Annotated in this window: 13 protein-coding genes and 1 pseudogene; 10 read left to right on the top strand and 4 right to left on the bottom strand. The window is 63.7% G+C overall.

All coding sequences use genetic code 11. From position 1 onward, the window contains the following. Together cyoD and ACZK1G_RS21030 are read left to right on the top strand one after the other, a co-directional pair. Entirely contained in the window at positions 1-333 is a 333-nt protein-coding gene (gene cyoD, locus ACZK1G_RS21035) for a cytochrome o ubiquinol oxidase subunit IV (protein ID WP_006399830.1), read from the top strand. Positions 334-344: 11 nt separating this feature from the next. Next, entirely contained in the window at positions 345-1,025 is a 681-nt protein-coding gene (locus ACZK1G_RS21030) for an SCO family protein (RefSeq protein ID WP_101766237.1), read from the top strand. Between the two features lie 103 nt (positions 1,026-1,128). Here ACZK1G_RS21030 and ACZK1G_RS21025 read toward each other — a convergent pair whose 3' ends face one another. Together ACZK1G_RS21025 and ACZK1G_RS21020 are read right to left on the bottom strand one after the other, a co-directional pair. Next, entirely contained in the window at positions 1,129-1,707 is a 579-nt protein-coding gene (locus ACZK1G_RS21025; RefSeq protein WP_014038800.1) for a hypothetical protein, read from the bottom strand. Continuing rightward, positions 1,707-3,473 carry a S8 family serine peptidase gene (locus ACZK1G_RS21020; protein WP_014038799.1) on the bottom strand — a complete coding sequence of 589 codons (1,767 nt, stop codon included), beginning with the start codon at positions 3,471-3,473 and terminating at the stop codon, positions 1,707-1,709. The genes ACZK1G_RS21025 and ACZK1G_RS21020 overlap by 1 nt, the downstream gene beginning before the upstream one ends. Before the next feature lie 252 nt (positions 3,474-3,725). Between ACZK1G_RS21020 and ACZK1G_RS21015 the strand changes: the two genes are divergently transcribed. The 3 genes from ACZK1G_RS21015 to ACZK1G_RS21005 all read left to right on the top strand — a co-directional run bounded on the left by ACZK1G_RS21015 (position 3,726) and on the right by ACZK1G_RS21005 (position 5,988). Beyond that, on the top strand, positions 3,726-4,136 hold the full coding sequence (locus ACZK1G_RS21015) for a hypothetical protein (protein ID WP_233490809.1): 411 nt from the start codon (positions 3,726-3,728) through the stop codon (positions 4,134-4,136). A gap of 108 nt (positions 4,137-4,244) precedes the next feature. Beyond that, entirely contained in the window at positions 4,245-4,685 is a 441-nt protein-coding gene (locus tag ACZK1G_RS21010; protein WP_014038797.1) for a DUF2231 domain-containing protein, read from the top strand. Further along, positions 4,678-5,988, top strand: a complete 1,311-nt coding sequence (locus tag ACZK1G_RS21005) for a PQQ-dependent sugar dehydrogenase (protein ID WP_101766236.1) — start codon at positions 4,678-4,680, stop codon at positions 5,986-5,988. Before ACZK1G_RS21010 ends, ACZK1G_RS21005 begins: the two co-directional genes overlap by 8 nt. Before the next feature lie 181 nt (positions 5,989-6,169). Here the strand turns inward: ACZK1G_RS21005 and ACZK1G_RS21000 are convergent, their stop codons facing one another. Then, entirely contained in the window at positions 6,170-6,832 is a 663-nt protein-coding gene (locus ACZK1G_RS21000) for an exopolysaccharide biosynthesis protein (RefSeq protein ID WP_101766235.1), read from the bottom strand. A 149-nt stretch (positions 6,833-6,981) separates the two neighbouring features. Here ACZK1G_RS21000 and yidA point away from each other — a divergent pair, with 149 nt between their 5' ends. The 4 genes from yidA to ACZK1G_RS20980 all read left to right on the top strand — a co-directional run bounded on the left by yidA (position 6,982) and on the right by ACZK1G_RS20980 (position 11,225). Further along, a complete protein-coding gene (gene yidA, locus ACZK1G_RS20995; RefSeq protein ID WP_101766234.1) occupies positions 6,982-7,815 on the top strand; it encodes a sugar-phosphatase in 834 nt (277 codons plus the stop codon). A gap of 13 nt (positions 7,816-7,828) precedes the next feature. Then, on the top strand, positions 7,829-8,116 hold the full coding sequence (locus ACZK1G_RS20990) for a colicin immunity domain-containing protein (RefSeq protein WP_236251747.1): 288 nt from the start codon (positions 7,829-7,831) through the stop codon (positions 8,114-8,116). Between the two features lie 281 nt (positions 8,117-8,397). After that, positions 8,398-10,716: a TonB-dependent receptor gene (locus ACZK1G_RS20985; protein WP_197621966.1), complete on the top strand. Its 2,319-nt coding sequence runs from the start codon at positions 8,398-8,400 to the stop codon at positions 10,714-10,716. A 122-nt stretch (positions 10,717-10,838) separates the two neighbouring features. Further along, positions 10,839-11,225 carry a hypothetical protein gene (locus ACZK1G_RS20980; protein WP_197622161.1) on the top strand — a complete coding sequence of 129 codons (387 nt, stop codon included), beginning with the start codon at positions 10,839-10,841 and terminating at the stop codon, positions 11,223-11,225. Between the two features lie 240 nt (positions 11,226-11,465). Here ACZK1G_RS20980 and ACZK1G_RS20975 read toward each other — a convergent pair. Continuing rightward, positions 11,466-11,939: pseudogene (locus ACZK1G_RS20975) on the bottom strand (magnesium chelatase subunit ChlI family protein); the annotation flags it as partial. 366 nt (positions 11,940-12,305) lie between these two features. Here ACZK1G_RS20975 and ACZK1G_RS20970 point away from each other — a divergent pair. Then, positions 12,306-14,108 carry a hypothetical protein gene (locus ACZK1G_RS20970; protein ID WP_143048170.1) on the top strand — a complete coding sequence of 601 codons (1,803 nt, stop codon included), beginning with the start codon at positions 12,306-12,308 and terminating at the stop codon, positions 14,106-14,108. Positions 14,109-14,648: the final 540 nt, after the last annotated feature.

The raw sequence follows: 14,648 nt of genomic DNA, 5'->3' as shown, positions 1-14,648 counted from the left end.
ATGGCCCACGTCGAAACCTCGCGCGCCGGCAATGCGCACGGCTCCACCAAGTCCTACCTGATCGGCTTCGTGCTGTGCGCGCTGCTGACCGTGGTGCCGTTCGCACTGGTGATGAACCCGGTGCTGTCGCGGCCGCTCACGCTGTTCCTGCTGGTCGGCTTCGCGGTGGCGCAGATCCTGGTGCAGCTGGTCTATTTCCTGCACATGGACCGCAAATCCGAAGGCGGCTGGAACCTGGCCAGCTTCGTGTTCACCCTGGTGATCCTGTTCATCGTCGTCGCGCTGTCGGTCTGGATCATCTGGAGCATGCACTACCACATGATGATCAACTGAGCCTGCGAACCGTGAAAGGCATTGCGTTCCCCCATCGTGGCCTGCGGCTGGCCGCAGGCCTGCTGCTCGGCCTGCTGGCCGGCTGCAGCGCGCAGTCGCGCATGGACTTCTATTCCAAGGACATCGCCTGCGAAGAACTCGGCCAGCACTGGTCGATGCCCGACAGCCACGGCACCGTGCGTGGCCCGAACGACCTGCAGGGGCAGGTGACCTATCTGTTCTTCGGCTTCACCAGCTGCCCGGACGTGTGCCCGACCACGATGGTCGAGCTGAGCCAGGTGAAGCACCTGATGGGCAAGGATGCCGATCAGCTGCAGGTGGTGTTCGTCAGCGTCGACCCGGCCCGCGACACGCCGGAGGTGGCGCGTACCTATGTGGAAGCGTTCGACCCCAAGGCGATCGCGCTGGTCGGCAACGAAGCGCAGCTGGCAGCGATGGCCAGCGACTTCAAGGCGTTCTACGAGAAAGAGCCCGGCCAGGTACCGGATACGTACACCATGAGCCACATCGCCGGTGGCTACGTGTTCGACCGCCAGGGCCGCCTGCGCCTGTTCGCGCCGTACGGCATGCCGGTGGACAAGCTGTTCTCCGACGTGCAGCGCCTGCTGCTCGAGCCCGGCCACCCGGCCGCCGGCAACGGTCCGCTGGCCAGCTGCAGCCCAAGGCACAGCGACACACTCGCCGCCCGCTGACGCCACCTCTGCCGCGGTGGGTGCCGACCGTTGGTCGGCACACCCTGACATCAATCCCCGGCCGGCCAGGAGAGCCAACCGGCCAGGGGCACCACTCAACGCCTTACTTGGTCTCTTCCCACTGCACCACGTCCGGCTCGGTGGCGCGGATACCGGCGGTGGACAGCAGCTTGGTGCTCGCATCCAGCGCCGCGTTCACCGACGGGTACTCCACGATGGCCTGGCCCGAAGCCTTGGAAACCTTCACCACGGTGCCACCGGTGGCGGTTGCCGCACGCTGGGCCGAGGCTGCATCGGTGAAGAACACCTTGACCCGCGACGTCGCCACCACCGGCGCTCCGTCACGGGAGACCGCTGCCGCGAACTTGCCGGCACCGGCATCAGCAGGCGCGGCCGCCGCACTATCCAGCGAACGCTTGGTGCGCGAACTGGTGGTCGCCGCCGCCTGCGGGGTGATCGTGAACTGACCGCCGCTGGCCTGCTTCACCGTGGTCGAGGGAGACAGCTGGAAGCGCGTGCCGCCCACATCGAACGAGCGGCCGGTAGCGGACGCCTTCAGTTCCTGCGCATCCACGGTCGACAGGGTCCTGGCCGGAGGAGTCTGCCCCGAGCTCTGTGCCCAGGCAGGGGAGGTCATCGCCGCGAAGGCGAGCGTGCTCAACAGAATGGTGGTCTTCATCATCAGTGCCCCAGAACGCGGATCTTGAAGAATTCGAGGTTGCCGCGCGATGCTGCGGTCGCGGCCTGCCCCATGTCGGTCACTTCCAGCGTCCAGGTGCCGCTGGCATTCTCATCCAGGAAGGCATTGCTGGACAGCAGGTCCCAGCTGGTGAAGTTGCTCTGCGCGCCACCCGTGCCCGAACCGATCGCGGTGAACGCCGGCTGCACCACGCTGCGGGTGCCGCTGGGCGACACCAGCACGAACTGCAGCTGGCGCGTGTTGCGGTGGTTGACCCGGAAGCCCAGCTGCACGCTTTCGATGTTGCGCGCGCCGTTGGCCAACTGGAAGGTCAGGCGTGCGGCGGCAGCCGAGGTGTTGCCGATGGCCACGGTACGGGTCGTGTTGCGCCAGCCGCTGTCGACCAGCGGTCCCAGCGACTGGAAGTTCTCGGCGACCTGCACTGCACGCGCAGCGTTGACCACACCGAAGCCATACCAGTTGCTGTAGGCACGGTTGGCCGCATTCACCGTCCAGCCCGGCACCAGCGTGCGCCCGTCGGCCAGCGTCACCGCCGGCTGGTTCGGGTGGTTGCGGGTGGCGGTGGTGGCCAGGATGTACTTCACATCGCGATAGGACAGGTTCGGATTGGCTTCCAGCACCAGTGCCGCCACGCCCGAGACCATCGGCGCCGACGCCGAGGTGCCGTTCATCTTGGCGGTGTAGTTGCAGGTGCTGTCGATGGCCGACAGGTTGCTGTCCAGCGTGTTCTGGCGGTTGGTGTTCTTGTTGCTGCCCTGCGCGCACCCGGTCACGTCGGTGGTGACGATGGCCGGATCGTAGGCGCGTGCCACCAGGCCGGGGGCGTACTGCGCCTGCAGGCCGTACTCGCCGCCAAAGGCCGACACCCACAGGGCCGAGCCGGTGGAGGAGTACGACGAGCGCACGCCATCGGCGCGCACCGCGCCTACGGTGATCACGTTGAACAGGTTGTTGCGCGGATCGCGGCCGGCCGGCACGCAGCCGGTGTTGCGGTTCTTGGTGTCGGTGGTGCAGACATCCTGGGTCTGGCTGATCGAGGCATTGTTGAAGTTGTTGCCGGCCGACTTCACGTAGATGCCGCCGCGGCCACCACGCGTGCCCGACAGTGCCTGCTCGTACGAACGAATCGTGTTTTCGCTGTACGCCAGCGGCAGGTTCGGATTGCCCGGGCCGGCGCCCCAGCTGTTGTTGAACACCTGCACGTCGGCCGATTCCGCGCCATCCCACCAGGCGTACTCGATGTTGCTCTGCTGGTTGCCCAGGGCTGAGCGCGAAATCGGATTGAAGCCCTTCAGCGTCGCTGCCGGGGCCACACCGCGCACGCCCAGGTTGTTGGCGCCCACCGCACCGGCGATGCCGCCGACCATGGTGCCGTGGTTGTCGACATCCGGGTTGGTGGGGGTGGGGTTGTTCGAACCGTTGGTGAAGTTCTTGCCGGCCACCGCCGCCACGTTGGCCGCCAGGTCCGGATGCGCGATCTGCAGGCCGTCATCGACGATGGCGATGGTGACGCCCTGGCCGCGGATGCCGTTGCGGAACAGGCCATCCACGTTCAGATCGTTGCCGGCCACCGGCAGCGTGTCGGCCGGTACCGTCTGCCCGGTGTTGAGCAGGTGCCACTGGATGCCCGCCAGTGGATCGGCCTGTTGGGCCTGGGCGGTGGCGGCCAGGCTGCCCAGCACCAGGGCAGTGGCAAGGGCCAGGCGCGCGGAGCGCGGTGGCGCGGAGCGTTGCGTGTGTCGCTTCATACACGAATCCTTCTGTTGTGAATCGGCATGGCAGGACGGCGGGGCGGGACTGCCCCATCGCAACGAGCCAAACGCGACACAACGAACAACCCCCTACCTCTTCACATAGGCAATCTGCAGATGTGCCAATTGCGTCACAAACACTTAGTACGTCTGGTTATGACAGTGCACACAAACATCTTCACGCCATCTTCGCGCGGTTGAATTTGAGTAGTGGGGAACAGGGAGAACTACTTGCAGATGACCACACACATGAAGAACGAACGGCAGCGCGGCCGTGCGCGCGCAGACCAGACCCAGCTCTCGGTCGCCGCCATCCGCAAGGTGGTGCTGGCCGTGCATACGCGCAGCCACGACTATGGCGACGATGCCGATATCGCCGAGTTGCTGCCCGAACTGGCAGCATTCGGCATCACCACGGTGAAGCCGCTGCGCCTGTTGATGAAGAAGCACCGTCGCGCGCTGCTGCAGGAGGAGCGGATCGTCATGCGGCGCGCGGAGACGCTGCATCTGCGCGCCGAATGGCGGCCCGGTGGCATCGACGTGCATGCCAACACCAGCCGCTACGCCATCGGCGGCCTGGTCCGCACCAGCATGGAACACGAATTCGGCTTCGAGACGATGCTGCCCTTCCACGAGGTGCGCGAGGACGAATCCACGTAGCACGGTGCCCGTCCGGCGGGCGTGGCAGCCCCATCCCGGCGTCATCGCGCGCCCTCACATCGCGCTGTGCTACTACAGCCCGTGCACCCTTCCGCACGGAGCACGATGATGGTCAATCCGCTCGCCCAGGCCCATCGCGGCCTCGGCACCACGCTGTTCAGCCTGTTGAACCCGATACCCTTCGGCTTCTTCGTCGGCGCGCTGATCTTCGACGCGATCTATCTCAACAGCGCCGAGGTGATGTGGGGCAAGGCGGCCGCCTGGCTGATCACCTTCGGCCTGCTGATCGCCATCATTCCGCGCCTGATCAACCTGTTCGCGGTCTGGCGCCGCAACGGCACCGCCACCCGCATCGACCGCATCGACTTCTTCCTCAACCTGGTCGCGGTCGTGCTGGCCATCTGGAACGCCTTCGTGCACAGCCGCGATGCCTATGCCGTCGCGGTGCCGGGCACGATCCTGTCGGCGCTGACCGTGGCCCTGATCGCCCTGGGCCTGATCCTCCTGTCGATGCAGCCGCCGGTGCTGCAGGGAGGTCGTCATGGCTAAGCACATCCTGCCCACCGTGGGCGCCCTGGCGCTGGCCGTGACGCTGTCGGCCTGTGCCGGCAAGGCCGAATACCATCCCGCTGACCAGTCCGGTGCACAACCGCCGTTGCCGGCACCGAAGAACTTCCTGATGCCGCCGATGCAGGTGCCCACGGGCGTCGGCTGGGCCGACGGCCAGTCGCCCACCGTGGCCGACGGCCTGAAGATCGAACGCATCGCCGCCAACCTGCTGCATCCGCGGCGCCTGCTGACCCTGCCCAATGGCGATGTGCTGGTGGTGGAAGGCAATGGCCCCGGTGAAGAACCGGTCACCACGCCCAAGCAGTGGATCGCCGGCAAGGTGAAGGCGCGCTCGGGCAAGGCCGGCAAGGGCGGCAACCGGGTCACCCTGCTGCGCCGCACACCGGGAACGAACACCTGGACCCAGCATGTCTACATCGAAGGCCTGCATTCGCCGTTCGGCATCCAGCTGATCGGCGACACGCTGTACGTGGCCAACACCGGCAACATCGTGCAGTACCACTACGTACCCGGTGAAATCCGCATGTCCGACAAGGGCCGCGAGTTCACCGACCTGCCCAGCACCATCAACCACCACTGGACCAAGGAACTGCTGGCCAGCCGTGATGGCAGCAAGCTGTATGTGGGCGTGGGCTCCAACAGCAACATCACCGAGAACGGCCTGGCCGTCGAGTACCGCCGCGCGGTGGTGCTGGAAGTGGACGTGGCCACCCGCGGCAGCCGCATCTACGCCTCGGGCATCCGCAATCCGACCGGGCTGGACTGGGAGCCGAGTACCGGCAAGCTGTGGGCGGTGGCAAACGAGCGCGACGAGATCGGTGCCGACCTGGTGCCGGACTACCTCACCTCGGTGAAGGAGGATGGCTTCTACGGGTGGCCCTACAGCTACTACGGCCAGCACGTGGACGAGCGCGTGCAGCCGCAGCGGCCGGACCTGGTGGCCAAGGCGATCGTGCCCGACTACGCCATCGGCTCGCACGTGGCACCGCTGGGCCTGCTGTTCTACACCGGCCAGGCACTGCCGGCGCAGTACCACGGTGGCGCCTTCATCGGCGAGCACGGCAGCTGGGACCGCTCGCCGCTGAGCGGCTACGAAGTGGTCTACGTGCCTTTCAAGGACGGCAAGCCGACCGGGCGGCCGCAGACGGTGGTCAGTGGTTTCGCCTCAAAGGACGAGAAGACCCTGATGGGCGCACCGGTGGGCATGGCGATGGACGCCGAAGGCGCACTGCTGGTCGCCGACGACGTGGGCGACGTGGTGTGGCGGGTGTCTGCGAAATAGCGGTGTAGCGTCGAGCCACGCCCGACTGCTGTGGATCCGGCCTTTGTAGAGTCGAGCCATGCTCGACTGCTGTGGATCCGGCCTTTGTAGAGTCGAGCCATGCTCGACTGCTTCTGCCAGCAGCAGTCGAGCATGGCTCGACTCTACAAAAGGCCAGAAGCAGCCGAGCGTGGGCCCGGCGCTACACTTCCGAAGGCGCCGCGCGCAGCCCGCTGAACACCGACTCGGCAGCAAACCCCACGCCGCCCAGCAGTACGCCGAAATACACCACCGTGGCCGCGACGAAGCCATAACCGGCTGCCACCGCCGCGCCATCGCGCTGGATGAAGCCAATCGCAAACGACATCAGCGCCAGCGCCGGCAAGGTATTGCTGAACGGAATCGGCCCGGCCGGCGCCATCAGCAGCAGGGTCGCGAACACCAGCATCAGGTTGTTCAGACGCATCATCTTCTTCGAGCGCACCATCACCGCCAGCCGCATCGGCCGCGACAGCCGCTCCATGCGGTGCACCCATTTCAGCGCACGGCCCAGGTTGGCCTTCAGCTTGTCGGTGGCGATCTCGCGGCGCGCCAGTTTCTGCGGCACCCACAGCGGGCGGTTGCGCACGCGGCTCAGGCCGATCAGCAGGATCGAGGCGCCAAACACCGTGCTCAGCCCGGGAATCGACACCGGAATGATGAAGATGGCCGAGAGCAGGATCACGATCAGCAGCAGGCCTTCATCGCCCAGCGCGCTAAGCAGGGTGCCGACGCGCACCTGGTCGCCGGGCAGCTCGTCGATCATCTGCTCGATCTGCTGGGCCAGGGGCGCGCTGTCGTTGGTTTCGGGGGCACGGTAGGTCATGCGTCGCAAGGTTCTCCAGGGAAGGGCGGTCAGCGGGCCGTCCTGCGGTGGGGGACGCACAGGGTTCTGCAGTATCCCGGCCAACGTGGGCAAAGAGGTGAACCGGGCATGAGGGGTTAAACTGGCATGCCCCGCACGAGTTGAACGCAATGGATATGGGCCGCCGGCAATCGACCATCGAACTGGTCGCCATCGACATGGATGGCACCCTGCTGGACCCCACCCACACGCTTACCGCCCGGGCCAAGCGGGCGATCGCGCAGGCGCGCGCGCTGGGCGTGCACATCGTCCTGACCAGTGGCCGCCCGGTTCCGGGCCTGGCGCCGTTCCTGCACGAGCTGGGCATCACCGGCGACGACGACTACTGCATCGCCTGCAATGGCGGCCTGGTGCAGCGCATCGGCACGCGCGAAACCGTGGTCGAGTATCCGCTCAGCTTCGACGACTTCCTGTTCTGCGAGCAGGTGGCCCGCAACCTTGGTGTGCACTTCCAGGCGCTGGACAGCCGGCGCATGTATACGCCCAACCAGGACATCAGCTACTACACCGTGGCCGACTCGCATCTCTCGCGGATGCCACTGTCGTATCGCCGCGTGGCCGACATGGACCCGTCCATGTCCTTCATCAAGCTGATGATGATCGACGCGCCCGACGTGCTGGATGCCGCCATCGCGCGCCTGCCTACCGAACTGACCGAGCGTTTCGCGGTATTGAAGAGCGCACCGTTCTTCCTGGAAGTGTTCGACCACCGCGCCGGCAAGGGGCCGAGCCTGCAGAAGCTGGCCGAACACCTGGGCATCGACCGTGCCAACGTGATGGCCATCGGTGACCAGGAGAACGACCTGACCATGCTGCAGTACGCCGGTACCAGCGTGGCGATGGGCAATGCCATTGACGCGGTGAAGGCGGTGGCGCGGTTCGAAACCACCAGCAATGCCGATGACGGCGTGGCACGCGCGATCGAGCGCTTCGTTCTGCAATGATCCGGCCTACATCATGAGCTGGACGTTGATGATGTTTGCCCAGTCCTTTGTCAATGAGCGGATGTCGGCACAGGTTTTCTCTGAGTCCTACATTGAGCTATGGAAGATCGAGCGCGATCTTGACTTGCTGGCTTTGGATGACGCAGCGCTTTCAACGTGCCTGTCCAGCATCTTCTGTGCTGCCGACATGTATTGCGACGAAGAGGTAGATCGCCATGCGTATGAGCTTGATGCCGCCCAGCTGCATGCTGCCGTTGTGGCTCAGATCGATGAGTGGAAGCACTCCACGACTGCTCTCTAGCCTGACTTCGATGTATACCTGCGTATAGCCAATACATCCCCATCGCCATCGGCGCTGTACCACGGCGCAATGGCGAATGCGGCAGTGCGATGCAAGAATTTCGCACGTCGAAATCACCCCGCCGAATCCCGCAGCAGATGATCGTCCTCGTCTGCTGACCGGCGCGCACTGCGCCGTCGCTCCCTCAACGCAATCGCATCGCCAGCCAGGGCGCCGATACCGGTGCTGCAACGCGCTGGGCGTGCGCTTGCGCCGCTCTCTCCCTGCACCTGGATCTGCCGATGAACACCCCACCCACGACGCGCCTCGCCCTGGCCATCATCACGGCCATCACCGCACCTGCGTACGCCGCAGAAACGCACGACGCAGCACATGACACCCCCACCACCTTGAACGCCCTGCAGGTCATCGCCACCCCGCGCGGTGCGGCCGTTGCGCCCACCCAGGTGGTCGGTCCAAACCGCTACATCATCAAGGCCGAAGACCTCGACGCCATGGTCACCGGCAACAACGGCCTGGCCATGCTCAAGCAGGTGCCGGGCGCCAGCTACACCGCCACCGACGGGCTGGGCCTGGATATCTCCGCCACCAGCCTGTTCGTGCGCGGCTTCCGCATGAACGAAATGGGCATCACCTTCGAAGGCGTGCCGCTGAACGACAACGGCTTCCTCTCGCTTACCGGCACCAGCGTGGTGAACGTGGGCGTGCCCGATGGCATCGGCGCGATCACGGTCAGCCCCGGTGGTGCACCGGTCAGCGTGTTCTCCAGCAGCGTCAACGGCGGCAGCCTGGAATACCGGCTGCGCGAGCTGCAGGACACGCCCAGCCTGCGCGTGAAGCAGGGCGTGGGCAGCAACAGCACGCTGGTCACCACCGTGTCCGGCCAGAGCGGCCAGCTCGGTGAGCACGGCCCGAAGGTGCTGGTCGACCTGCAGCGCGTGTCCGCCGACAAGTACCAGGGCGAGGGCACGCAGAACTTCCTGCGCGGCGACCTGAAGCTGCAGCAGGACGTCGCCTGGGGCGATTTCACCGTGTTCCTGTCTGACAGCAAGGCCAAGGTCTGGGGCTACAACAACATTTCCTTCGACATGATCCGCAAGCTGGGCTGGAAGGCCGACATCTTCTATCCCGATTATGCGTGGGCGTGGTACGTGGCCTCGCCGGAGAATGCGGACAAATCCTGCGGCGCCTACACCTGCGGTGAGCTGTCCGAACTGATCCCGTACGACACCGGCCAGATCACCCGCGATCGCGTGTCCTCGATCAACCATCGCTTCCAGATCAGCCCGGCCCTGAGTGGCAACGTGCAGCTGTACAACGCCAACAGCCACACCCAGGCCACGCTCACCGACCCGACCGTGCCGTCGCCAAACGGCGCACCGTTCTCCGAACAGGTGCAGACGCCGCGTGTGAATCGGCTGGGTGGCATGTTCAACCTGCAGTTCGAGACCGGCGCGCACACGTTCACCGCCGGCTTCTGGCAGGAGAAGAGCAAGGCCGCGGCCAAGACCGAGTGGTACCAGCAGCCGCTGCTGGGCGAGGGTCCGCCGCTGAAGGCCACCGGTCCGTTCGATGTGTATGGCCCCGCGTTCAAGACCGACAACGCGTCGAGCTGGGTGACCCGCTCGCGCCAGTTCTACCTGCAGGACGACATCGTGTTGAACGACACGCTGAAGCTGGGTGTCGGCTTCAAGGCCGTGGACTTCCGCACCAGCGGTGGCGGCCTGGGGGATGCCAAGGACCGGCCGGTGAACGGCACGCTGGGGGCCAAGAGCAACTTCCTGCCGCACGTCTCGCTGTTCTGGAGCCCGACCGAATCCACCGACGCCTTCATCGACCTGGCCAACACCATGAACGGCTACCGCGTGGCCCAGCGCGGCAACATCGGCTACACCGCCTCGGCGTGGACCATCACCGACCAGGAAGAGTTCGACCGCGTGTCCGGCACGCTGCGCCCGGAAAAGAACTGGAACCTGACCGTCGGCGCGTCGCACCGCTTCGACCGGCTGACGATCACCGGCGACGTGTTCTACAACGACATCCGCAACCGCCTGCTGTCGGCCGCCATCGGCACCCAGTTCGCGCAGATCAACACCGTGCGGTTGATGCCGAAGATGCACGTGATCGGCGCCGACCTCGGCATCACCGCCGACCTGACCGACCACCTGCAGTTCTACCAGGGTGTGGCCTTGGCCCGTTCGTACTACGACAGCGATTTCGTGGTGGGCGACACGGTGTACCCGATCAAGGGCAACGCCCAGCCGGGCTATCCGCAGATCTCGCTGGTCAGCGACCTGTCGGCGCATTTCGGTGATTGGCGCTTCGGTGCCACCAGCACCTCCTACCTGCGCCAGCCCTTCACCTACGAGAACGACATCCGCGTGCCGACCTTCTGGCAGGTCAACACCTATGCCGCCTACCGCTTCGGTGCGGACAGCGTGGTGCCGGGGCTGGAGCTGCGGCTGGACGTGAGCAACCTGTTCAACCGCCACAACATCGGCACTGCCACCATCGCCGGCTCGTCGTTCTCGGGGGATTACCAGACCCTGCAGCGCAGCGCCCCCCGGCAGCTGATGTTCAGCACCTCGATGGCGTTCTGAGGCAAGGGGTGGCGGGGTCAGAGCCCTTTGCGCAGCAAAGGGCTCTGACCCCCAAAACCCGCCTACAAACCTGCCTTGCGCAAACAACAGGGGTTTTCTGGCAGCGACGCAAGGTTCCCACAATGTTGCTGGGTCATGCTGTCGGCATGGCACAGCACAACCCGCGAACCCCGCTGTTCGGCATCCGGGGCGCAGGACGGCCCCGGCAGGCGCTGTCCGTGGCGCCTGCCATCGACCTGCGGGCCGAGTACCAGTTCTGGCAGGTCTACGAACGCGTGGTCCGCCCGCTGCCCGGTGGCGGGCTGCCGCAGGCGTGGCTGGTGTGCCAGAAGGTCTATCGCGACCGTTGGCAGCACCCGGAGGACAGTGAGGCGGCGGGACTGTCGCGGGTGCTGTTCGGCGACAACATGACGGCTGGCCGGGCGTCGGAGCTGGCGGAGCTCCACGCGCTGGTCAGCCGTCGGGTGGCGTTGCTGGCGAAGCGTGGGCGGGTGGATTCCGCGGCGTGATGCCTGCCCTTGGTAGGGTCGACTGTTAGTCGACCGCTCTTCGCGCTCAACTGTAGGTAGAAGGCCGTGCGTGGTAGATGTACCTGCCGCATCCACTGCGGCGGATTGCAATGCTTGTCTCCCGTGCGGTAGCGTGGTCAGGTACACCCCGGTACCGTCTCTGTCCTTCTGGGCATGCGGCCGGGGTATTTTTTTGAGTGTTGCTGCTCCCGTGCGGACGAGGGCTCCAGGCAATCAGGCTCATGCATTTCCCCGATCCAACTGCCGATAGCCGATCGCCTCAGCCAGATGCGCGGTCTGGATATCCTCGCAACCCGCCAGATCCGCAATCGTGCGCGCCACCCGCAGAATCCGGTGCATCGCCCGCGCGGAAAGTTGCAGGCGTTCAATTGCCTGCTCCAGTAAGTCCTGATCGGCCTCGCTCAGCTTCGTGCATGCCCGCAGCGCCGCCGGTGGCAGATGGGCATTCAGCCCGCCACGCGCCTGCTGCCAGGCATGGGCGGCTTCCACCCGTGCACGTACCGCAACACTGGGTTCACCCAGCGGCGTACTCTCCCGCAGCTCCACCGCGTCCATGCGTGCCACGCTGATATGCAGGTCGATACGGTCCAGCAATGGGCCGGATACCCGCGCGCGGTAGCGGTTGATACGTTCGTCGCTGCACAGGCAGCGGTTGCTACGGTCCCCGGCCCAGCCACACGGGCATGGGTTCATCCAGATGTTTTGTGAGGAATAGTGCTTGGGAAAAAAGATAAGGTGCGGCAAATTAGCTCTGCTCACCACGGTAGCTCACATTGCATGGCAACTAGAAAGAAGAAGAGTGTCGGCGAGGTCCAAACGGGCCCGGACGGACTTTGGATCACGGTAAGGGCGATCGGTCGGGCGCATGGAGTAGCGTCGATTGACTTCACATTTCTTCGGAGTTGGATCGGACCTCGCGGTCAAGCCGCATTTGTCGACGCAATTGTCAAGCTATCAAGGCGCTACGTCGCGGCCCAGAACACGTACTCGGTTCGCTGCGTCCTTCAGTTCTGGCAGGCCCTCGGTGCAAGAAGGGGGTGGCCGGCTCCAAGTCGTCGAATGAGTTCCGCTGCCTTGGTCGCGCAATTGTCTGATCTTCGGGGTGAGTTCTACGCGGCCAGAGCGGCGGTTGGAGTCGCGCTAACTACGATCACGAATCAGTGGACCAGCTTTGTTCGATTCATCCCCTGTCTTGTTCAGACCGGTGCAATCAACTTCGTCGAATCGAAATTGGCTGCCATCTCCGCTCCGCCTCGCGCGCTCATCATTGCGGATAGGGAGCATGCTGCAAACTCACCAGTGTGCCTGAACAACGCCCCAAAGACTTTGAATTCGGCACAGAACTCATACAACGACAATCTCTTCGAGTCGATCTCAATCGTTGATGGAAGTGCAGAGTACCTAGATCGCTATCAGGAAAAACTTGGGAAGGCAGTAAACACGATTCTCCGCTGCGCAGTGAAGGACTTCGAGGAGTTCGTGGCTCAACGAGAGAGAGGCTTGGCTGAAATTAGCCGTTTCGATGTAGGTTCACTACATGAGCTTAAGGCGCATCGCCGAGGCGGATTCTCCCGAGAGAACTGGGGGCACCTGCTGAATCAAGAGCGATATGAGAAGGGTCTCAGGATTGCCTTGGGGATATGCGTCTTTGATATGGGCGGGATTCCTAGGCAGCGACGCAAATTCGATGTGAAGTCGAGCAAGGCATCCATCTTAGATGGGTCTAGCAGAATCTGGGACTTCGTTTCTTCGTTCGGAAAGAACGAGCTCCTGCCATACCTTGGCATCATGAGTAGCAAGCAGGCGGCGGTCTGCATACTGATCCTACTCATTGAACACCCGATTCTTAACCCGGTGGCGTTGTACAGGGCCAGGATAGAAAGGGATCGTCATGGTGGAACCTACATCTCCTCCGATGGTCTTGTCGGAAAAGGGGGTATCCGCTTTAGCGTGGAGAAGCTGCGTGCGGGCGAGGAGAAGAGTGTGGAGCTTTCGCCTCTTGCCCAGCGAGTTCTTGTGAAGGTCTTCGAGTGGACCGAGCCCGTACGTACTCGGATGATCCAGGAAGGGAGAAGGAAGGATGCAAACCATCTTTGGATTGGCATCAGTAGCCTCGACTACCGTTTGAAAGCCTTCTCGGAGAAAGCGTTCCTGAATGCACTTGGTGCATCTGAAGCTTGGCGCAGTGTCAGGGGAGCCGGCATGGTCACCCGGGCAACGAACTTCGGGGAGCGCCATGCCGAGCTCGCTCCATGGAGAGAGAAGCTCACCTACAAGAATCTACGAATGAACTCCGGAGTGCTAAAGTTCCTTGAGGCAGATGGTGATCTTGTCGTAGCGGCGAGGATATTTGGCCACCGATCGGTCAAGACGACCTTGGGGCACTACGTCCCAAATGCCCTTCGCATCGCCTTGTTTGAGAGGCAGGTTAGGCGGCACCAGAACAGACTGATCGTTCAAGCATTTTCTGATCACGAGCGGCTTCTTGAAGTGTCGGATTTCTCGACGGTTGAGGACCTCCACCTGTTCCTCTCGGGTAGCGCGGACGAGGCTGCTGAAGCTCAGGTTCCCCGCCGTGTGTACAAGGCCGCTTCTCCTGGCGCGGGACTGATCCTCTGTAAGGATCCTGATGCACTGGCGGTTGCAATGCTCTACCGGGATCGCTTGGAAAGCGCCAGTGCGACCTTCCTGGATCGACCTGATCTCCGGACCGGAGTTGCCCCGCGATTCTGGAGAGACTTTGTGGATGCGCTGACTGCGCCATTGCCCCCGGCATTGATTGAGATCACTGATCTTGTCGAGTGTGCATTGGCTAGAAAGACTGTCATCATTTCTCGCATTCGGCTGCCGGAGATCCGGTGATGGCTCAACTTCCCTCGGAGGTCCTGTCCTTCTTCAGTCGGACCCAAACCGGTTTGAGCCCATTAGTGCGTCCGTGGTGGCTGAAATCCGCGGTCCACGAATCTGTATGGAGAGTTGAGACGGGAAAGAGAGATCTGCGCCAAGTCGGTGAGAAGAGTCGCGGTGGGCAGGTTCTGAGATGGGATCTACTGCTACCAACGGGACGATTGAGCACATCATCTCACGCAGTTATCTGTGAACAATGTAAGGCGTTGATCATCGCCGTAGCGAAGGTCCGTGGATCAACCCGGTCGCTCAGATCAGTTCACGGCGCACTGTTTCTCTTCGCAGAGTTCTTGGCCCTTAAGTACGAAGAGAAGTTCCTGCGTGACGGACTCCTAGTCGCTCATCTGGACGACGTAGAGGCATTCATGGAGTCCTATGCTGAGGCGGGGTCTTGCGGGACGGGGCGGTTCATTGAGCGCCTTAGCTCTTACCTTTCGGCTGAGATTCCGTTGGAACGGTTAGACGCGGATGAGGTTAGGAACCACTTTGGCTTGA

The sequence above is a fragment of the Stenotrophomonas sp. 109824_Sma genome, assembly GCF_056480025.1.
This window is presented reverse-complemented; position numbering and strand designations above follow the sequence as displayed.